Origin of the sequence: Yersinia nurmii (genome assembly GCF_001112925.1) — a bacterium.
GTDB classification, from domain to species: domain Bacteria; phylum Pseudomonadota; class Gammaproteobacteria; order Enterobacterales; family Enterobacteriaceae; genus Yersinia; species Yersinia nurmii.
This window is the reverse complement of sequence record NZ_CPYD01000020.1, coordinates 1-19,720: the sequence shown is the minus strand read 5'-3', so window position 1 is coordinate 19,720 and position 19,720 is coordinate 1. Positions and strand designations below refer to the sequence as shown.

Here is a 19,720-nt window from a genome sequence, read left to right as displayed (position 1 = left end):
CCCACTGCATCATTGACGATATTAATTTGCGCCTGATCAAGCACAACGCCTGGTCGAACTGCGCCGAAATTAATGGCATTTGTAGCAACATCAATTACCGCGGCTGAAACAGAGGAATACCCGGAGGCGTTAAAGGCATACGATGAGTTGTTGGTGAACAGGTTAGCAAACGCCGCTACTAGGTTTGCATTAATCCATACCTGGCTAATGAAGCTATCCAGCCAGAGAAACTTGCCGGTAATTGCGCCATTTGAGACATAATTAGCCATGGTCTTGTTCTGCCCATATGCACCGTAGAAGTTATATCCGTTCGACTCAAGCGCAGCTGCCGTGGCGTTGTCAGTTACGTTTGGCGCAATACCGGCGAAAGCTCGGAACTTGTACGAAACTCGACCGTTGGTGCGACTGAAGTTAAGTGAAGCTGAGTATGCTAGCGACAGCACTGCGTATAGGTAGGTTCCATACACGGCGAATACATTTTCAAATCCGTTAGCCACCACCACGCTCTGTACAAAGCACGCTTCGTTATTAGCGACCGTTGGCGCGGCGGATGTGTCATGTAAAGAGTAGGCGTAACGGTTGTTTGAGGCGTTAACCCATGCGCATAGCTCTTCCTTTTCATCATCAGTAAATTCAATAAGGGATGATGTCATGACCCAGTCTTGATTTTGGTTGACGATAGCCGCCATCGTATCAGTGATGCTTGTTGCTGCCGCTCCTGGAGAATTCGTGGCTGCCGTATTGGCTGTCAACTTCAGTGCTATGGCTGCCACGCTATCATCTGCAAGCGAAACTTCACTATCAGCACCTGTGGTAGCCGATCGGATAATGAATCTGCTTTGGATGGACAGCCAGTCCACGGTCACTCCGCTACCAATTGCAGTTGCTATAGCGGCGGCAGCATCGGTAAAGCTCGTCACTGATGTCAGATTAATCGACGAACTGGTAACTGACTCTCCGTCTACAGTGAGAGTAATCGTTCCAGAAACAGTTTTCAGTGCGTCAATTTTGACACCTTTAAAGCTACCGGAGAGCAACCAGCCTGCGACGGGAGATTTAACCAAGCGACCAAACAACACCGCGCCTGGGCGAACTGTTGAATTATCGTACCCAGACATATAAAGAGAAGCTGCCCGGTACTCTTTGCTGGTAGTCCCTAAAGCGGAGCCAACATCTGCGGCACTGGTAAACTCAGTAACTTTACCAACCGGCAGTAACTCGTTATCGGAAAGCAGTAGTCCGTAAACATCGAGCGCGGTACCGGCTGCGTTTACAGTGGATGGCGTGATATTAAAATCACGCGATAATGGAATTTTGCTCATGAAGTCGCCTTATCAGCTTGTTCGATAGAAAAGTTAACCGCGTCGAAATAGTCCTGCTTGACGTCGATTGTGATGTGAACCTGAAGTGAAACGGTCAGCATGTAGCGCTCTTGCCACTGATTTTCAGCATTGATCATCGGTGCCTGAATTGCTTCGGTGCTGTATAGGGGGGCGACCCTACTGTCTATGGACTTGATTGCGTCATAGGCATAGCCAGTGCGGAATAGCGTCTCCAAAGCGATAGCCCGATCCCCGGCATTGCCCCCGTAGATATCAACCTGAATATCAGCCTGCCTAACCTCAGTAAAGCCAATGGCACTTGTTGTTGGCGAACCAGTATCTTTCTTGATTTCTCGGTTGGTTGAATGACGCTTAAATCGCAATGGCGTCAGAATGCAAAACTGCCCCTTATCCATCGGAACCCTGTTAGCCTGTGCTTGTTCACACTTGCCAATGAATGGCTCTGCGAAGTCAGCCAGCACATCAATCACGTTATCAATGGTCATATCATTCATGGCGTCACCTGCAACTGGACTAAAAGACGGCACCATTGCGGCCATAACTCCAGTGGTTCAACAACAAGCCATTCTTCACTGCCAATAATAAACAGGTCACCGCCCAGCACTTTTTCACGGTTCACGCCGTAAAAGTTGCCATCAACATGAATAGACTTGAGCAACCCAGATATGTTTAGTCCGTCCACATGCTTCAAGTCGCCGGGAGATAGAGGCTGCAACTGAATGGTGACTGGTGTATCAGGGAGGTATTTTGGAACCTGCTTCCGGCCCTCACCCATAGTGAAACCATCAGACTGGCGAACAAGTGCAGAAATAAATGGGTTTACGCGGTTAATGGCAGGTTTAACTATCCGATGAAGGTTCAATTTCTCCCACCTCGTAATTGACATCTCCGATCATTTCTTTAGTGTCAACCAAAGGCTTATCAGATTGGTTAGGGAGCACCTTTCTCGTTTTACGAATGTGAAGAGTTACATCAGAAAGTTTTGGCTCCATGAGGGTAGCTATCGATTCCTGTATGTCTCCTTTTATTTGAGCGCCCACGACCTCAAGAACTTGCGTGGTATCAATTCCCGCGCGAATCCCCCTGGATACCGTTTCGGCCCAATCACCAGACTTTTCACTTATCGCGTTACGGAAAAATGGACGAGGCGGTTGGTTATTGATTGGGTTTCCATACTCATCGATTGCCGCAACCATTGCCACGCTCGTTCCGTCTGGATAGGTGGATCCATCAATAAATCCAGCCTTCACCTGTTTGGATGAAAGCTGCTTTTCAATGTTGTTCAGGAAATCAGATATCTTCCCGGCCATAATCAACTCCCCGGATAGTAGTTAGCCATGCGGTATACCTTCGTTGCCTGCCAGTAATCCATTCCATACGGGCTTTGCGTGTACCACATGTAACGGAATTCAACCACGCCAGCCTCCGAAGAGACCGAGACAGAACCCTCCGAAGCCGACGACAACCGACCTACCATGCCGGAGCCACCGTTACCCTTGTCATCCCCGAATCTCATGTATGCCAAATGAGCCATAAGCAGATAGAGCAAGCGCTCTCGCTTTGTGACGTCAATGACAAGTGAATATTCGGTGTTGTTCAGGTAATCAGTGGCCTGGTCGAACAGGAATGGCAGGAGATCGTCAGCTATATTAGAGAACTCAGGGAACATGGCGCGGAACTTGGGGATATCAAGTGCCACGATTGCCATGGGTTACTCCTCTTTGTCGGGCTTCGTCTGCTGTTTTTTCGGTTCAAGCTGCTCCATGCCGGTTTTCTGGCCTGACAGCTCTTTCGAGGCATCTGCTGCTGACTTCTCGTCGGTAACCGCAAACACCACGCCGTTTTTGATTAATGGCTGATCTGCGAAGGTCTTTGCAAAACCCTCCCACAAATCAGATGGCACTTCACGAGTGATGCCGAATCCGTTGATCAGCATGGAGTCATTGACGCCAGCCAGCTTCATTTTCTGGCCGCCATGGCTGATTACCAGACCGGATGGCAGTTTGCAGCCGATGATATAAGTTGATGCTTTAGCCATTTCTTATGCTCCCAGCATTTGTGCGAATAAGAATGGCTGCGTGATTACCGCGCCGTAAGTGGTGCCAGAGTATTTCTGGCTGTAGGAAGACTCACGGGTTACCAGCGGATGGGCGCGGAGCTTCTCGCTGTAGGCCATGAAGCCAACTTCCTGACCCTGAGCAGTCTCAACAAACATCTGAATTAGTTCACCAGCAGCAGTGCTGTACTGAGGTGCAGTTTCGATGCGCATGTTCGGGAACGCTTTCTTCAGCATGTCTTCCAGAGAGGTAGCGAAGATTTCATTCGCAGACTTCAGGTTAACGCTGAGCTTGTTGGACATGACCAGCACGAGATTAGAGGACATGTCTACACCGTCGCCAACAATACCGTTGGTACGAGCAACCAAGTCTCCGTACAACGCCAGAATGTCGTTGTACTTATCAACAACCTGCTTTGCACTCCACAGTACATTACCGCCGACGGTGATCGGAGTGATTGGAGCAGGAAGAGCCGGGTCATTCAGCAGACCGTAGTTGCGCAGACCGGCAACACCGTAGAAGTAGAACTTGTTCTGATCCTGATCTAAAACATTCACAGCGGCGCGTTGTTTCTTGGCCGCATAAGGCAGCATGGCCAGCCCATAGCGTTCCTGCTCCAGCTCACCATACGTCACCATGGTCTGGTAGCGATAAACGTCACGATGTTCCCAGGAAGGTGTTACCTGCACAGCACCCTGGTTGCTGTAGTCGTCATACGCCACAGTGTCGCCAGTTTCTTCGATACGCTGGATCATGAAGCTATCTTGCGCCCATGATCCGCGCTTCTCTTCTCGACCGAGAATCGCTACCGCTCTGTTAGGAGTGAACAGCGTTTCGACAATGGTCGGGTCGATAAAAGTTGAAACGATGGCAGGAATACCGCCGTTAGGTGCCAGCGATGGCTGCGGGTCGGCGTCCATAGCCAGGCGAGTTACCGACGCCGGGAAGGTGATACCCTGCGCGCTGGCAACCTGCATAAAGTCTTTGATTGATGGTTGTGCCATTACGCTTTGCTCCAGGAAGAAATAATTACCAGATCGCCAACTGCTGCGCCCTGAGATACATACCAGTCTGTTTCTACGAAACCGGTAACGGTAGCGCCTGCTTCGCCAGTAGCGATAGCGCCGGTAGTGATGCTTGCAAACACCTTCTGGCCAACGGTTGCCACAGTTGATGATTCAACCCAAAAATCACCGCCAACTTTTGGTGAAATTTCAACGCCGCCACGAATCAGCATGCTTGCGCTCTGGCCGTAACCGATGATTGCTTGTGCCAAGTTCTGGATAAAGCCAACCGGTTTTGAGTCGGCACCTGGCGCTACGTTGGTAACGATTTTCGGGTCGGTCGCATCGCGGAACACGAAGGTCGCAATGGTTACGCCAGCGGCAGTTGCTTTAAACGCGCCCGGGCCACCAGCGGCTGCGATAATCGGTGAGGTTGATGCAGGGTGACCAACCTGGCCTACGCCGCGATAAATACCTACGTTTTCTTGAAATGCCATTATGCTTTACCCCCACGGATCATTTTCAGTACTTCGGATTTTGTGTCGCCTGTCAGGTGATGAGGTGCGGAGTCTTGTGCCAGCGAAGGAGCTTTAGCCAGCGCATTAAAGACAGAGCGCAGCGCACCTTCTGGCAGTGTTGCGTGGTCATCACAGCCCATTTGCTTCAGAGCGGTGCGATACACGTCTTCAGCGCTGTCACACGCCAAATCACCCACTACCGGACGCACATCACGCTCAGCCTGACGCAGAGCGGCAGCTCTGGCCTCTACAGCTTTGATAGCAGAGTCCATAGCCAGCTTGTGGTCGTTTGCCATCTTCTCTTTCTCTTTTTTGTCGGCCTCTTCGTCTTCGGCCTTTTTTGCTTTCTCTTTTTCGTCATCATCGCTGTCTTCCGCGCGATCACGTTTGCGGTCTTTGTTTTCACGCTCTTCACGCTCTTTCAGTTCGCGTTCTTCGCGTCTCAGTCGCTCAGCTTCGGACTCGTTATCTTTCTCGGCCTGAGTGGCCTCGTCTTTGATAACCGCATCCACTTTCTTTTCTACGTCTTCAGGCTTCTCATCGTTCGCCAGGTACGGCTTGATGGCTGCCATCAGCTTATCTTTCAGTGTCATTAGAATGTTTCCTGTTGGTTTGGAGTCATAAACAAACACGTCGGGGCCAGCCCGACCACTTGGCACTATTGCCACGTGATTACAAACGATGTCGCGCATAACTCCATCGTATGCCTCGCCCTCGTACACGCCCGGAGTAAGGTCCAGCCGGTAGCGGTAGGAAGATGAAATCTCTTTCTGTCTCTCAGTCTCTACGCCCATGATGGAATCGAGGTCGTGAATCCCCATAGAGTTGTAGAGATATGGCGGGTCAAATTTGGCGTCGGTACCGGTTGAGCCGACAATTGACTCTTTCGGTGGGTTGACGACGGTGAATGGCAGGTGCTTATTAAGCACTGGCTTGTTGTTGAATGTCGGTGCGGCCTTGCGTAGCTCTTCTGGGTCGCGCAGCAGGCGGTAAGCTTTATTTGGGTCAAGACCTAGCGCCTCTGTGTCAGGAATCTCCTTCCCGTAGTACACGCACACATTGGCCTTGCTGATTGGCGTTAGCGCAACATGCATCATCCCGTCAGCGTCGTAAGTGCGAACACTTTCCCGGTCAAAGGCAAACTTCACGTCTTTCATACTTTTACCTTTCTTCAGGCAATAAAAAAGGCCACCTAAGTGACCTTGTGTTGTTGGTTAAATCAGAATGGCAATACCGGTTTCCAAACGCACCCGCAGTTCGGGAGTTGACCAGGCATGATGTACTCACCATCAATCAGGCAGCCTTCGGATAGCTTGAACCGCTTGCGCTCTTTGCCGGCTTTAACGTGACTCTTTCGAGGTGCATGTCCGCCGCCACTGTGAACCCATTCACCCTCAACTATTCCTGCCGCTTGTTGCCTTGCTGATGACAGGGCGCTGGTAGCCTTGCGTGTTTGGTCGCGGGCAATAAACTCTGCCCTGCGCCGGGTAATACCATGTCGCTTGCCGAAATTAGCCTCAATCTCATCAGCTAATCCCTTACGGTCACCACCTCGCGCTACTGCCCGATACACCATACCCTCTACTTCGGTGAAGTATTTCTCCGGGATTGAGCGAATCAGCGACACGTTTTCGGCAATAATGGCATCAACCTTTTCGGTCATCGCCGGAGCCCACTGCATGTTGATTGTTAGCGATTCTTTACGGGCTGATGCTAGCAATCCCCGATCAACCGCTGACTCTGTTTTCTTCACTAGGTCATCAGATATCGGAAATGCCTTGTTGATGAATCGATCCACCCACTTCCTTGCCAGCGCATCGAGAGCACGCTTGACCAGTTGCACCGGGTTGGCATCCATAGCCAGAGCGGTATCTTCTGCCAGAGGGTTATCGCGGATAATCTTCAACACTTTCCGCTTAACGTCATCATTCATCTCGCGGATTTCAGCCAGCAACTCCCGCTGATACCACTTGATATTACCGGCGTTATAGTTGACCGGCCTCAGTCTCTTCGTTTGCTTCCGGCTCATAGTCACCATCCAGAGTTTCGAAACCGGCGTTTTCAATGCCTTTCAGTGCTTCACGTGCTTCTTCAGAGCTAACCAACTGGCTATCCGCTGCCACTGCCACGGTTTCAACGCGCAGTTTGGCGATTTCAGCGCGTTCTTTCTCGCTGATTTCGTCCAGAGGTCGGAACTCAAAGTAGATGTTGTCATTGATAGCGCCGAATTCTGACAACTGGATGATCTTGAAGATGTTCTCCAGCGGTCGGCGCATCTCACCATCCTGATACCCGGACACCGTTTCGTGCCACGTTGCCAGCTCGGAATCACCAGAAGCGTTCAGTCCAGCGGGTGCGTTACCCAGTAGCTTGAGGTTGGTGATACGCGCTGGCATACAGAGTTGGTCCTGATAGTTCGACAGGAGGCTTGAAAGTTCACTGAGAGATGTCTGCATGTGCAACAAATTCTCTTCTTTATCGATAGCCCATATACCGAAGTTATCCTGGTACTGAGTGAACAACTTGATTCGCTTATCGAATTGACCGGGTTCCTGAAGACGTGCATCCATATCAGTTTGAAGCGCCCGCATACGCAGCGTGCGAAGAATCTTGATAACGTTCTTCTTGGCGTCTCGCCAGTCGGTAACATAATCCTCCATCAACTGCGTGAGCGACAGTCCGCCGAAGTTATACGATGGCTTAAGAATATCCGGAACAGGGCGGCTGACTATATCCATGAAGCGGGACTCGTCTACCGTATCCCCCATAACGAACCATGCCTGCGGCTTATAGAAACCATCACGAAGCGGCCAGCGGGTGTTATACAGCGCCGGATAAACCCACGTCGGGTCAACGGTGCGAATGCCTTTCAGTGAGCCTTTAGGAATCTTGCGAGAATCGAGGAATAGCGGCTTGCTAAGTTCCTCGCCGATAGCGCCAGTGTCGATGAAGATGTGCGCAACGCCAAACATTGAGTCCTGTCGCACCGCTTCGTGCATCAGGCGCTTGACGTCATACTTCTCCAACGCACGCTCCATCTCGTCGATAGCGGGGTCGTGGTCACCCTCCTTGCGACTCTTAATCTCAATCCAGTTACGCGTCATTTCGTCAGCGAATACGTTGTGCATGTTCGAATATTCGACCTGCTGAGACATTGATGCCAGCGCCGGATAGCCACGGAAGCCTGAATACTCAGTTCCAGCATACATCGCGTTGATAGCATCGTATGGCGTGGCATCCATTGCGAAGGTGGATTGCTCTTTCTCTTTCGGTATAACACCCGGCAGCGGCTCGTACGTTTTGAACTCTGCCATCGGTGCCGCATCGTTAGCAACCGAAGCGCTATCAAGATGCGCCTGAGTTATCTTCACCACTTCCCGCTTAGGAGGTTGTGCAACTGGTGCAGCCTTGCGTCTTGTCATTGCAGTATCTCGTCAGGAATGTGGAATGGTTTGTGCGCTGGAGCAAATGCCATGATTAGCGAGTCCGCCATATTTGGTGACGGTATTCCGCGCTTCTTCATGTCTTTTTTGCTCTCAACTTTCACTCGACCGTTATTGTCGTAGTCAACCCATGGTCGGGACAATTCAGCCTTGAGATATTCAAGCTGTTTAATGCCGGAACTGAGGCTGATGAGTTGATCGTCAGAAAATTGTTTGATGAATTCTTTATCGGTCGGGTTGGCTTCGAGGTGCTTGACCACGCGCCAAGTATTGAAGAAGCGATCACGTACTCCCCACCACGCCTGAGCCTTGATGTTGGAGAACATGTCTTTATTAGTCTTCCCGTCAGCATATTTGGCATCGGGCTTGAACACTGATTCGCCAGCATTGAAACCGGTCGTGGGTATTCTGCACACTCGCTTCAAATGAGCCTTTACGCCTGCGCCGACACCGATGGAGTCGTAAACTATCTCACTGGCTTTGATCTCTTCTGCGTAGTTCTTAACGCGGTCTGCAGACGTGATAACGTCGCCTTTGTGCCATTGCTGGCAATCCATGACAACGGAGCCATGCGCCAGTGTGGTGGCGTTGCTGTCCTCACCTTCATCTGCGACATCGAAGCCGACGCGCTTACGTCCAGAAGGTGTGAATCCGATAAGTTTGTGTGCATCTACGGCAGCGGCGATCCACGACGGCTTAATAATTGCCATGTCACTGTCTGCAACCGGTTCACCTTCCCATATGTGCAGATAGAGGTCGTAGTCGCGCTCTTTGCACTCTGCCATTTGCGCAGGAAGAGGTGAGTCGTGAAAGTGTGGGTTGTTGTTGTAGTTAGCCTTTAGAACGATTGCGCCTGAAGGTGGTCGAACGATGAAGCGTTGATACGTGTCGTCCAGGATGTTCTTCGGGTTAAAGCTAACCCAAATCTCAGAGTGCTTGTCGCCACGAATCGAGGGGATCAACACATCCCATGAGTCCTTCGTTACAGCTTCAGCTTCTTCCACCCAGCATATGCCTACGCCTTGGATGGATTTAATCTTTGTTACGTTATTCTTGATACCAGAAAAAACAAAGCTTGCCCCGGTGGCTAGATGCACGATTGTGTTTTTCTGGATTTCGAACTCAGACGAATAACCAAGGCGATCAATAGTCTCGCAAAGCAACTTATGAACCGAGTCGCTTATTGACCCTTGAAACTCGCGGGTGCAGAGAATAACGGTATTTATGCGCCGCGCTACTTCAACAGCTAGCTCTGCGAAAAAATATGACTTACCACTACCACGTCCACCGTAAGCGATTTTATAGGGTGCGCTCTCAGCGAATGGCCTGAAATGTGGATTAGCCATCGAAAATGTCCTTGATAGATTTGTGCTCGACTTTAATTCCGCCGTGCAACTCAACAATTACTTTATCCAAGCCAGTCAACTTAGCCTTGCCCATGGTTGCGGCTACGGCTGCTGATGATTGCGGGGTTTCTGCTGTTAATGCAGACTGCCTAGCCTCTTCAAGCTCTTTAATCAGGGAATCTATGGTGACGTTATGACGCTGCTTAATCTCGCCCTGCAATTCAGCTATCCTTGCCGCAATCTTGCCGTTATCCAGAAGTTCTTTGGCCTTACGGTTCACGCTCTCAGGCTTCATCTTGTCAGCAGCATACGCCGTCCGATATGCCTCAGAAGCATTACCCGTTTCGATGTATGCCTGACAGAATGTTTCTTGTTTCTGCGTCAGGCTTGCCATGGTTATTTCTCGTCTGAATACTGCGTGATAAAGGTTTCCCTAATAAGTTCGGCTCTAAACTTAGCCCCCCTGATGGATCCGGGTAGAATTTGAGTAATGTCTACCCCTGAGGCCCCCAAATCTCTTAACGCATCAAGTTCTTCATCAAGCTTCCCAAGCAGCCAATCGCTGGCCTTATCTTGAATTATTGCTGGAACGATGCGAGCAAACTCAGTTTTATCGGTCACCATCATTTCCTTACTTCAAATTTGAATCCGTGGGCTGCAATAACGCGAGATAGCAGCCTGGCTACGACTTGACGGAGTTGCTCCGTCTCGTTGTTCAACGATCGTTTTAAACGATCAATAGGCGATTATTGATCTGTACAACCAATTTCCATCCCTCTGATTTGACTGTCATTCTTTTGCAAAACAAAAAGGATGATGACTATGTGGGCTAAATTTAAAAGTTGGTACATGGCTGCAACAGTGAGCTACTCCACCCTAGCATTGGGGCTAACCTTTACAGGGCTGGCCTCTTTGGTCGGGATCGCCTATCTGATATATGAGTGCTTTTAGTTAATGGAGAGCCGTTGTGAAAGTGGCTCTCAATCGTTTAACTTGTTGATTTTCCAGCAAACGCAAAAGTGTGCACTGGATTAATCAAAGAGAAGCTTTGGCTGAGTTAGCGAAAGTATTTGTTCATACTCCAACGCCAGAAGCTTTTTCTCTTTTTTGCGGTAGTTCATTAAATTGCTGCCGATTCTTGCTTTCACTTCTGACTTAGCAACCTTTAGCGCGTGTCGGTGTTGAGCTTCCTCGCCGACTTCCTGCCATCTGCTTAGTTGTTCCGCCATCCAGTTAAATGCCTGGATGTATCGAATCTTTATCAGCATTACCGCGCTACCAGTGAACCCCATCACTACAAGCATGTATCCGTCTTTTGATAGTTTAAACATTGGCTGCACTTCACCATTTTTATCAATGAAATCAGCAGGCTCAAAATTGAGCCGGGCAAAATCACTAGGGCACTCACTGATTGTTTGTCTTATTTTTCTCAATACGTTCTTATGATTTTTACCAAAGTAGTTTGCGATCTTCTGGCTTGTGGTAAAAACCTTGCCTTGTACTGTCGTCACCATTTTGGTGAAGTCAGACTCAGGGAGGATTGTCATTTCTTTCATGCGTTTTACCTTTACTTTGAAATGAACCTTTGCCGCATAGGAAATCAGCCCGTCGAGGCTCGCCAGCTCTAACTGACTCCTCAAAGGCTCATTCCAAAGGGTTTGGATTCGACGTGGTTATGTGCGCATTGCGGTGCGCTGGATTTACTGCATAAAAAAAGCCCGACATAAGTCGAGCTTAATTTTCTGGTTCGCAGTCTTCGCCATGTATCTCTACGTTGCTACACCGCTTGCTGTCATTACAGCCATTAAGATTTGGACCACACTCCTTGCGGGGTTGAACAATTCTACTTAGCTAGGCACACGTTAGTGATGTAGTCCTGTAAGCCGTTTATTTGGGTTGTGGCAATACCGATACGCTCTCTGAGACTGAGATAATTGCGTTCAAATTCTGCATCATATCGGGGACTGGCATCATCAGCGCTGCTGGGGGTGGTTGCGGCTTCGGGCAATCGCTTACAGCTGGCGTTGAGCTGCAACCGCTTAGCGCCAGTAGCGAGGTCAGCACGAAGGCGCTCGTTCTCAGATTTGGCATCTGCCAGCTCCTTGGTGTATTTGATGTCGATAGCAGCAACCTGCTGGCGCTGGATTAACATCGAGTCAATGGCTGACTGTCTGCTGTTGGCTATCTGGGTAATGTCAGAGACGTCACGCTGTAGCCTGGTTACTTGCCCGTGGTAATACATCAGGCCAAATAAGCAGGCGATAAGAGAAGCAGTGAGTAATGCGATTAGTTTGTTAGACACAGTTCGCGCTCCACTTCCCGGCGGTTGATTAATCCCTTCCAGACTTTCCCTCCGGCTTTATTCCAGCGCCGGAGTTCATCACAAGCGCCCTGCGTATTGCCGGCATTAAGCTTCTTCACCATTGTAGAATTTGTCATGGCCGTTATGCCGACGTTGTATCCGAATGAAGCCAGCGCAGCTTTTTGAGCATCGGACATCGGAACCTTTACGGTGCGATCGATAGCTGCGAATACCGGAGCCAAGTCCTTCTTCAGTAGGTCATCGCATTCTTTGTCGGTGTATCGCTTGCCGGGGATGATGTCGCTGCCAGTGTGTCCATCACAAACCGTGAGGACTCCAACCACATCACGGTAAGGAACATACTCGCGCCCTTCCAGTCCGTCATGCCCACCAACCAGAGCAACAGCAAGTGCCATAGCACCACCGGCGGATGCAGCCAATAATTTCTTACGAAGAGCTGGAGACATTGGATTTCTCCCGCAACTGGAACTCCTTGCGTTTGTAGTGCCAGTTCACGCCAAAGGTTCCGATAGTGCAGACAATACCAATGATGATTGCCCACTCGTTTAATGACAGCGCACCGAAAGCTGCGGTTATCCCGCCAAGCCAGTAGGATGAGCCGCTAGAATATTTATCCATTCGCATAGTCTCCCCCTCCCGATCGGGCTGGGCATGTGTGTCTTGCTGTTGTGTAGGGAATAGCCCGCCGCCGTGGCCCATTCAGGCACGTTGTGTTTTTGAGGGTGATTGGCACTGGCGGCGAGCTAAATAAAAAAGGCCCACCGAAGTGAGCCTTAAAATTTTATGCCGACTAGCTAATTAACTTGAGATCGGCTTTGCGTTGCTGCTTTTGTTCCTGATAGAAGTTTTCGTGCGAACCTAAACTTAATAAGTAAAGTTCGATTTTATCTTCTATCCAGCTATATCCAAGCAAAGTAAGCTGGTTATTAAGCTGAAACTTATGGACGCGGAGATAGCTGAGATCCCCCTTTTTCTGCTCACCTATGATGGGGTTTTTGATAATCTTTTCGATTTCATCTTCCACCACCGCCAAGTGAGCCTCTGGTAGCTTTGCTAATGCCTTTGAGAATCGACGGGTTTCATAAACGTCAATCTCACTTCCGTGCTGTTCTTCTGACATAGCGCGTAACCTTGTGGTTATCGACCTCGCTTTGCGCCAGTAGAGATTCAAGAATAAAACTGTAAGGCAAGTCAGGGTTATCTTCGGCTATACGCCCTATCTTTGCCCAATGCTCAATCTGCTTTGGAACACTGCGACTTGCAGCATCAGCATGAACCTTTACGTCGCTAACAAAGTCGTCGTCTAAACGAATACTGGTAGCCATTGCGTGTGCCTCTTCGGATTTTGTATTTCATGTGAGGAGAATCACATACGCTTGCGATAGCGCACAGATAGAATGCAACAATATGTCGCAATATACAATCTTTAATTGCTCTCTTCACCACATTCGGCTGGATACTGTTTCACAACGATTGGATTAACCAATCCAGTACCCATGCGAATGTAGAAATGCAAAAAGCCCCGGCGGTAACCGAGGCTTCTAATTCTTATTTACCAACTCAACGGATGCAATTACCACCGTTAGAGATGAATCTAGTCCATTTTTCCGGTAAATGCAAGACTTTGTTTTTATAATGTCGCCATCCGTGGCAATCATGCTCCTATCGTGTTCTATCGGGTTACTTTTGCAAGCATTAAATCAGCCACGCCCTCTTCCATTAGGCATTTCGTTACCAGCAGCTCATAGAGCGGCTTAAAACTCTCGTAGCATGTGCTGGATGCCAGTTCAGGAAGGTGCTCTCTAATAGCCTCGTAGACGTCAGAAAACTTAAGCCGCGAATATCCACGGCCTGAACATTTCCCACAGTTCTTATAAACCGGTATCCCCTGTTGTTCTGATTTCTCTTTGTCCACCACAGTGCCTTTCCCATTACACCGGCATGAGTTGGAAACCACGCCTTTTCCACCGCACGGTTTACATAGCAATTTTACTTTTTCACGCAGATCCCTATGGACTTCATACTCAGAAGGCCGGAATCCCTCAATTCCAAAGCTAATGGAGCCTTTAACGATCTCCCTGTTGAATAGTGGCATTGACGTTTTAGTCGTGAACACCTCAGACTCAGTAAACCCCTCCCCCTTGCAACACTCACATTCACGAACGCTTGCCGCACTCCGCGCATAATCTGCAAACGCATATCTTGCGAGTGTTTGCACGACGCTTTGTTTAATATCCTCATCGAGCTTAGAGATTACCTTGTACTTAACGGATTCTTTCAGCGCATATTGAGTGAGACTTTCCACGGCGCGATGCGGATTACTGATCCCCTGCTTTGCCAAGAACAATTCCAGCCCGAAGCCGCTTTTAAGGTCTGCCAACCCTAAAGCTGCCATGATATCGGTGCCGGTAAGTGAATCAGAAGCTGTTGCCCGTGGAGAGTCGCTAATCATTGTGGATTTAGCGAAGAAGTGTTTCGTTATTGATTCCAGTCTCATGCTGCCCTCTGCTCATCAGTATTAACCATGCCGAATCTGTCTTGCTTCGTTGTGTAGAGCGCCTGCATTCCTTTACCCCACCCCCTTCTAACATGCATGATCCCACCAGGGCGCTGAATGACTGCGTGGCAATGGCCCGTAGTCGCCTTCATGAATCTGGCTTCATCTATCGCTGAGTTGATATCAGTAAACATTTAGGCTGCCTCCTGAAGTTTTTTAAGGGCTTTGGTCTTGGCTTTGTACACATTACGGATGCGGATATAGTCATCACGCCGGTAGTTCGTCATTTCATGGGGGCCATCTAGCCAGTCAACTAACTCCTGCCCAAACAAGCCAATCAGATTAGCCCTGTATTGCCGCCCAACAGTCTCAGCTTTAGCGCCGTATTTGGCTGAACCGGCATTACATGATTTGCACTGGCGATAGGCGTTAGCCTCAACAAATCGCAACTCAGGAAAACCGCCGACGGTTTTAAAATGTCCACAATCCCAGCGACCACCGTGTAAATTTGGCGGGTTTGTTTCGCCACAACTAATGCATGGCTGGTCATAATCGCGGGTTCGGATGTATTCGTTGAATGCTTGCTGGGCTAAGCTTTTGAAGTGATTGTCTGGCTTGAGTGCTAACTTGCGGATTTTGAGGCTGCGCCTTTCGGCTTGGACATCTTTTTGTTTCTGCTTATCCTCCTTCTGTAATCGATTTTTACGGGCTTTTAATGCTAACTGCTTTATGTGCTCATCTTTGTGTTCCTCACTACACCACCACTCGTATATCGCGGCTGGCTTAAATCTCTCGTTGCATACCTTACAATTTCGATGCTTCGGGAGCTTGGCTATCATTCCCGGCCTCCTCTGGTTCGCTATAGTGGCCCTCAATTGCCAGTGCCAATCTCTTTAGCCAGTCAGCCAGTTTTAGCGCTGCCGCCTTCTCAGTCTCCATGTAAGGGAATTCGGTAATTACCGCTTCAGCTTTGTAGCCGAAGGTGTTGCCGTAAATAACCATTTCTTGCTCTAAAATTGTTTTTGCTGAATGTCTAACGAAATACCGACTTTCTGATGCTTGCTTGTCTCTGTCTTTTTTGAAGGAAATTAAATCAACGGTAGTGCGGGAGTCATCCTGTAATTTCTTAACTAAATCTCTAAAGCTGCTCATTCTTTTTTCTCCTTCGCTGCTTTATCAACGCATTTCTGATGAGCGTATGTTTCACCCTTGTTAAGCATCAGGAAGCAGAAGATACATATTGATTGGGGGAGTTCAGACATGGCTAACCTCCGGCTTTGGCAATCCATCGTAAACTTCAGATAAGTGACCTCTGATTTGCATTCTTCTCAGGGCGCTATACATGTAATCGCATTCAGCCTGTTTATTCGCCTTGAATGGCTTCGATGCTTTAGAGCACCACAGAGCATTACCGGGCCAGCCGTGCACCTTGTACACTCGACCATTCTTTACATGCAGTAACCCCCATCCTGACGGCACATCATCAGTGCAGATAATTCCCGGCTCGCAAATAAAGAATCGCCAGTCACCCATGCCTAGTTCTGGATCAATTCGGAATCGTTTTTTCTTGTCTGCCAAAAAGTCAGAGCGTGAGCACTTAGCTTCAATCAGACATGACGCCAGATTTCGGAAGCCTATCGCGTCTGGCTGCTCCCCAGTAGAAACAGCAGCAACAAAGCGATCATGGAATGCAACTTTGAATCCGTTGTTCCTGAGAAACTTTTCAGCTATCAGGCATAGCTCATCGTGAGTTAATGGCTGTTCACTCATCGCGTTCTCCTTACTCTGTCGAATTTTGCGCGCAGCAATACCGGTACCGGGTCATAGGTCGGCATCTGGCTGGCGGGGATTGGGGGTTTAGGTTTGGTTCGGGAGGTCTTGCGGAAGATAAGATTGTCTATGGCGAAAACTATGCTGCTTTGCCTTTGTCGCATGGCGTATTTCCCCACCGGTTAGCCCACTCGATAGCAAGCCGTGACTCATCGCTGAACTTAACGCCGTGCGTAGCGCCAAAAGCATTCATCAGTTCTATCAGGTCGCGCAGCTCGCCAACCGTCATGCGGCTGGTTGACTGCCCCAGCACCACAAGGCCGCCCTCAAGCCCTGGCGCGGTACGCTGGCCTTTCAATGACGCGGTGAATATGTGCTTCCAGTCCTCACTGCTAAGTTTCTGTCCGTGCCATTCAACCTGTATAGCGATATCGCCCAAAGTAGCCCAGAGTTTGGCATTCTGGTCTAATGTGCGGGTTCGCTCTTGGATTGTTATCAGGATTGGCTTGTCAGGATTAACAGGGAGTTGGCTTATAAACTGGAGGGCATTTCGCTTGTATTGATCACCGCATAATACGAAGACCTTTTTATCCATTTTCCTTCTCCGGTGCGGCGGGCAGTGGCATCCAGTGGGTAGGCTCCCATGATGCGCCAGGTATAAGCCAACCTCCTCTTGCATCTGGATGCCCCGGTATGTAAGTTGCCCATTTCATTCCACGACTACCTTTTCCATCAGGCTCACTAGCTACAAGAACACCTACTTTGCTTTCAGGCATCCGGTCACTGCACTTAATCCAACCTTCCGGTATCTCCGGAGAGTTCAACTGTGGGGCGGTGTAGAGTGGGGTTAGGTCGTAGCAACTTTCGCTATATTTTGACGCGCTATCCTTGTCTGTAAATAGAGACCGCTCTTCATCACAAAACTCTTTTTGTAAAGTTCCATAAGCAACCGGCTCGGCCTGCTTCGCTGATAGCGCTATTCGGGCTAGGGCGCGGATGTCTGCAATGTCATGGCCTGAAATCATTTTTGCTCTTGCTAACTCTTCCAGTCGTTCCACAGTGAAACTATCTAATTCTTTCATGGTTTTGGCTCCCGCTCAAAAAGCTCTATTAACGCCTTGGCATTGATTTCAGAATGATAGCGGCCTTTACATTTCACCCATTTTCTGGCGGCTTCAACAACCTGCGCTCCCCACTCGCTCTGCTTAGCTATCAGCAACAGCACATTCTCAGGCGTCGCATAATCTTGCCAAAGGTCTGAGGTGTCACCAGACTCGCGGAACATGATTTCTTCTTGAGCTGCAACTTTAAGATCGGTAATTAGTTGTTCGATTGTTCTGCCCATGGCTTTACCACTCCCGTAATTCTTTCATTCGGTTACCTCAATAGTAGAAATCAACAGTGAATTCGTGCTCACAGTCGGGGCATATAACGTCAACGTCGCGAGTTGCATTAGTGTCGCTCTCTAGTGGCTCTAAACTAGCATCACAGCGAAAGTCATCATCATCCATCATGTCAAATCGCTCCTGACACTTAGGGCACGTTACATGCAATTGGATTTCCCACTTGGCGTAAATTTTTACCAGCTCGGTACTCATTCACTCTCTCCCTTGATTCGAATGCCGGCAGTTCGGATGGCGTTGGCGCATTGTTTAACAGAATCATTTCGACAAAAATTATGCATCGCGATGTCAGAATACCCTTCATCAGGTAGAGGTGATGGCAACTCCACCACAATTATTTCACGGCTGGCTTGCCATAGTTCCCAGCGTTCTTGCTCTGCTGGCACCGTATAGCAATCTGCATATTTACCGTTGTGCATGTCTCTGGTTGGCTGCCCTGAACTAAATTTTGTTTTGTATTTATCCCGGTGCCAAGCTTCAAACTCTTCACGCGATTTAGTTATGTCCATCATTCTGTCCTCTTCGATTCGTATCTGGCGCAGGTGATAGCAGTCCAGGCAATCAGTTGTGCGCGTTTCATGTAAAGCTCCTTCAGCCGGTCAAGCCAGATAAATACCGGGCCGGTGTAGCCGTTGTGAGCAAGGCGAATATATTGCTCAATGGTTAATTCATCTTCGTGTGTCAGTTCCATCAGAAACCACCTTGTTTTTTAGTTGACCGACGCTCAGATTCAGCCGCCTTTGCTTTAGCCTGATCCTGGTTGCAGTCATAGATTGCGCCATGACGTTGCTCGACGAATACCACCCCGCCGCTGCCGTGCCGGTTAAGCCGGAGTAGTAATTCGGTGTCCTGCTGATTGGCGTTTTCGTCGTAAGCACCTTCGCGGTATATTCCCAGCCAGTAATCACAGTCTTGCTCAATCTGTCCTGTGTCGCGGGAGTCGCTTGGTTGAGGCCGCTTATTGACGCGCTTCTCTAAATCACGGTTTAGCTGAGTCAGCAGAACGACAACGCAATCAAGTTCTTTGGCGAGGTTCTTTAGCCCCTTGGTGATCATCCCGTAAGCCAGATCATTACGGTCTGCTTTTTCGGCTGACATCAGTGTGAGGTAGTCAACTAATACCATGCCTACAACACCACGTTCGCGCTTGATGCGGCGGCACTCAGAAACGATGTGAGACAGTGAAAGTCCCGGCGTATCGTCGATGTACAGATTGCCACTTCTCGCCAGCTCTAACCCTTTCGCGGATGCCAACGCAAAGCGGTTATCGTCGTACCCATCAAGATAAAAATTACTGCTGGATACTCCAGAGGCTTGGGAAATCATTCCTTCGCCAAGCTGCACATCAGGCATTTCAAGACTAAACGCCAGCGCTGGAAGGTTCTCATTCAGCGCGCAGTTGATTGCCATGCTTGAATAGAGCGTTGTCTTACCCATTTTTGGGCGGGCACCAACCACGAACAGCGAACCTTTAACAATTCGCTTAGGCTCCAGCATGGCGTCCAGTGATGCGATCCCACTGGTTAACCCAACAGCGCGCGGGTCACCGGAAAGTCGTTGTTCGACAACATCAACCCAATCTGAGAACACACTTTCGAATGTTCGCAGTCCTCTGCGGTTACCTGTCTTAGCGTGATCTGTGATCTCGGTAGATAGCGCCTGTATCGCCTCAAGCTTTTGGGTCGCCGTCATGCCGTTGTTGGCATAAAGCAACTCGGTCATCGCATTGGTTTTGGAAATGCTGTAACGGGTGATCGCCTTATCGCGTACTTCCATCGCGTAATGCACGATATTCGCCGCGCTAGGGGTGTTCTTCGATAGCTCGGCCATGTAAGCAAAGCCGCCTACAGTGCCACTAATACCCTTGTTCTCCATCTGGTTGAATAGCGTCAGAAGGTCAATAGGGATCTGCCTGCTAACCAAGTCTTTAATTTCAGAAAAAATAACTTGGTGCGGGCGGGTGTAAAACGATTCAGGTTTCAGCATGGACAGGACTTTAGCGACGTTATCACTGCC

30 protein-coding genes are annotated in these 19,720 nt (G+C 49.3%); all 30 read right to left on the bottom strand.

Annotation, left to right across the window (positions count from 1 at the left end):
- The coding region (locus tag AD970_RS17980; protein WP_049602273.1) for a DUF3383 family protein at positions 1 to 1,322 on the bottom strand (1,322 nt) is incomplete at its 3' end.
- A complete protein-coding gene (locus AD970_RS20275; protein WP_084728198.1) occupies positions 1,319 to 1,837 on the bottom strand; it encodes a phage neck terminator protein in 519 nt (172 codons plus the stop codon). The genes AD970_RS20275 and AD970_RS17980, both read right to left, overlap by 4 nt.
- On the bottom strand, positions 1,834 to 2,205 hold the full coding sequence (locus AD970_RS17970; protein ID WP_049602270.1) for a hypothetical protein: 372 nt from the start codon (positions 2,203 to 2,205) through the stop codon (positions 1,834 to 1,836). The genes AD970_RS20275 and AD970_RS17970 overlap by 4 nt, the downstream gene beginning before the upstream one ends.
- Positions 2,183 to 2,653: a hypothetical protein gene (locus AD970_RS17965; RefSeq protein WP_049602267.1), complete on the bottom strand. Its 471-nt coding sequence runs from the start codon at positions 2,651 to 2,653 to the stop codon at positions 2,183 to 2,185. Before AD970_RS17965 ends, AD970_RS17970 begins: the two co-directional genes overlap by 23 nt.
- Positions 2,654 to 2,655: 2 nt before the next feature.
- Positions 2,656 to 3,051, bottom strand: coding sequence for a DUF4054 domain-containing protein (locus AD970_RS17960; protein WP_049602263.1), 396 nt, complete (start codon positions 3,049 to 3,051; stop codon positions 2,656 to 2,658).
- A gap of 3 nt (positions 3,052 to 3,054) precedes the next feature.
- Complete coding sequence (locus AD970_RS20270) at positions 3,055 to 3,381, bottom strand: hypothetical protein (protein ID WP_072080700.1); 327 nt, start codon at positions 3,379 to 3,381, stop codon at positions 3,055 to 3,057.
- 3 nt (positions 3,382 to 3,384) lie between these two features.
- Positions 3,385 to 4,404 carry a hypothetical protein gene (locus AD970_RS17950; protein ID WP_049602259.1) on the bottom strand — a complete coding sequence of 340 codons (1,020 nt, stop codon included), beginning with the start codon at positions 4,402 to 4,404 and terminating at the stop codon, positions 3,385 to 3,387.
- The gene (locus AD970_RS17945) at positions 4,404 to 4,901 is read right to left on the bottom strand and encodes a structural cement protein Gp24 (RefSeq protein WP_049602256.1); all 498 of its coding nucleotides are present in this window, start codon (positions 4,899 to 4,901) and stop codon (positions 4,404 to 4,406) included. Before AD970_RS17945 ends, AD970_RS17950 begins: the two co-directional genes overlap by 1 nt.
- Complete coding sequence (locus AD970_RS17940; RefSeq protein ID WP_049602254.1) at positions 4,901 to 6,079, bottom strand: DUF2213 domain-containing protein; 1,179 nt, start codon at positions 6,077 to 6,079, stop codon at positions 4,901 to 4,903. The genes AD970_RS17945 and AD970_RS17940 overlap by 1 nt, the downstream gene beginning before the upstream one ends.
- 62 nt (positions 6,080 to 6,141) lie before the next feature.
- Positions 6,142 to 6,951, bottom strand: coding sequence for a phage head morphogenesis protein (locus AD970_RS17935; RefSeq protein WP_235786970.1), 810 nt, complete (start codon positions 6,949 to 6,951; stop codon positions 6,142 to 6,144).
- A complete protein-coding gene (locus AD970_RS17930) occupies positions 6,908 to 8,131 on the bottom strand; it encodes a phage portal protein (protein ID WP_235786969.1) in 1,224 nt (407 codons plus the stop codon). The genes AD970_RS17935 and AD970_RS17930 overlap by 44 nt, the downstream gene beginning before the upstream one ends.
- Before the next feature lie 209 nt (positions 8,132 to 8,340).
- On the bottom strand, positions 8,341 to 9,711 hold the full coding sequence (locus tag AD970_RS17925; RefSeq protein ID WP_049602246.1) for a PBSX family phage terminase large subunit: 1,371 nt from the start codon (positions 9,709 to 9,711) through the stop codon (positions 8,341 to 8,343).
- Positions 9,704 to 10,105, bottom strand: a complete 402-nt coding sequence (locus tag AD970_RS17920; protein ID WP_049602244.1) for a terminase small subunit — start codon at positions 10,103 to 10,105, stop codon at positions 9,704 to 9,706. Before AD970_RS17920 ends, AD970_RS17925 begins: the two co-directional genes overlap by 8 nt.
- Before the next feature lie 2 nt (positions 10,106 to 10,107).
- Positions 10,108 to 10,338 (bottom strand): hypothetical protein, encoded by a 231-nt coding sequence (locus AD970_RS17915; RefSeq protein ID WP_157045592.1) that lies wholly within the window; start codon positions 10,336 to 10,338, stop codon positions 10,108 to 10,110.
- A 404-nt stretch (positions 10,339 to 10,742) separates the two neighbouring features.
- On the bottom strand, positions 10,743 to 11,267 hold the full coding sequence (locus tag AD970_RS17910; RefSeq protein WP_049602287.1) for a Rha family transcriptional regulator: 525 nt from the start codon (positions 11,265 to 11,267) through the stop codon (positions 10,743 to 10,745).
- A gap of 287 nt (positions 11,268 to 11,554) precedes the next feature.
- A complete protein-coding gene (locus AD970_RS17905) occupies positions 11,555 to 12,013 on the bottom strand; it encodes a lysis protein (protein ID WP_235786968.1) in 459 nt (152 codons plus the stop codon).
- A complete protein-coding gene (locus AD970_RS17900) occupies positions 11,998 to 12,480 on the bottom strand; it encodes a lysozyme (protein ID WP_049602239.1) in 483 nt (160 codons plus the stop codon). Before AD970_RS17900 ends, AD970_RS17905 begins: the two co-directional genes overlap by 16 nt.
- Positions 12,461 to 12,658, bottom strand: coding sequence for a phage holin family protein (locus AD970_RS17895; RefSeq protein ID WP_049602281.1), 198 nt, complete (start codon positions 12,656 to 12,658; stop codon positions 12,461 to 12,463). The genes AD970_RS17900 and AD970_RS17895 overlap by 20 nt, the downstream gene beginning before the upstream one ends.
- Before the next feature lie 166 nt (positions 12,659 to 12,824).
- Positions 12,825 to 13,154: a type II toxin-antitoxin system RelE/ParE family toxin gene (locus AD970_RS17890; RefSeq protein ID WP_049602237.1), complete on the bottom strand. Its 330-nt coding sequence runs from the start codon at positions 13,152 to 13,154 to the stop codon at positions 12,825 to 12,827.
- Positions 13,129 to 13,359, bottom strand: coding sequence for a ParD-like family protein (locus AD970_RS17885; protein ID WP_048901742.1), 231 nt, complete (start codon positions 13,357 to 13,359; stop codon positions 13,129 to 13,131). Before AD970_RS17885 ends, AD970_RS17890 begins: the two co-directional genes overlap by 26 nt.
- Positions 13,360 to 13,706: 347 nt before the next feature.
- Positions 13,707 to 14,531, bottom strand: a complete 825-nt coding sequence (locus tag AD970_RS17880; protein WP_049602233.1) for an antitermination protein — start codon at positions 14,529 to 14,531, stop codon at positions 13,707 to 13,709.
- Between the two features lie 194 nt (positions 14,532 to 14,725).
- Positions 14,726 to 15,367 (bottom strand): recombination protein NinG, encoded by a 642-nt coding sequence (locus AD970_RS17870; protein WP_049602276.1) that lies wholly within the window; start codon positions 15,365 to 15,367, stop codon positions 14,726 to 14,728.
- Positions 15,336 to 15,683, bottom strand: a complete 348-nt coding sequence (locus AD970_RS17865; protein WP_049602230.1) for a hypothetical protein — start codon at positions 15,681 to 15,683, stop codon at positions 15,336 to 15,338. Before AD970_RS17865 ends, AD970_RS17870 begins: the two co-directional genes overlap by 32 nt.
- 102 nt (positions 15,684 to 15,785) lie before the next feature.
- Positions 15,786 to 16,301: a hypothetical protein gene (locus AD970_RS17860; protein WP_049602229.1), complete on the bottom strand. Its 516-nt coding sequence runs from the start codon at positions 16,299 to 16,301 to the stop codon at positions 15,786 to 15,788.
- A 139-nt stretch (positions 16,302 to 16,440) separates the two neighbouring features.
- Positions 16,441 to 16,896, bottom strand: a complete 456-nt coding sequence (locus AD970_RS17855; protein WP_049602227.1) for a recombination protein NinB — start codon at positions 16,894 to 16,896, stop codon at positions 16,441 to 16,443.
- A complete protein-coding gene (locus AD970_RS17850) occupies positions 16,889 to 17,383 on the bottom strand; it encodes a DUF551 domain-containing protein (protein ID WP_053215287.1) in 495 nt (164 codons plus the stop codon). Before AD970_RS17850 ends, AD970_RS17855 begins: the two co-directional genes overlap by 8 nt.
- On the bottom strand, positions 17,380 to 17,646 hold the full coding sequence (locus tag AD970_RS19980; RefSeq protein ID WP_049602223.1) for a hypothetical protein: 267 nt from the start codon (positions 17,644 to 17,646) through the stop codon (positions 17,380 to 17,382). The genes AD970_RS17850 and AD970_RS19980 overlap by 4 nt, the downstream gene beginning before the upstream one ends.
- Before the next feature lie 249 nt (positions 17,647 to 17,895).
- The gene (locus AD970_RS17835) at positions 17,896 to 18,216 is read right to left on the bottom strand and encodes a hypothetical protein (RefSeq protein ID WP_049602217.1); all 321 of its coding nucleotides are present in this window, start codon (positions 18,214 to 18,216) and stop codon (positions 17,896 to 17,898) included.
- Positions 18,213 to 18,395: a hypothetical protein gene (locus AD970_RS17830; RefSeq protein WP_049602214.1), complete on the bottom strand. Its 183-nt coding sequence runs from the start codon at positions 18,393 to 18,395 to the stop codon at positions 18,213 to 18,215. Before AD970_RS17830 ends, AD970_RS17835 begins: the two co-directional genes overlap by 4 nt.
- On the bottom strand, positions 18,395 to 19,720 hold a 1,326-nt coding region (locus tag AD970_RS17825; RefSeq protein WP_049602212.1), incomplete at its 5' end, for a DnaB-like helicase C-terminal domain-containing protein. The genes AD970_RS17825 and AD970_RS17830, both read right to left, overlap by 1 nt.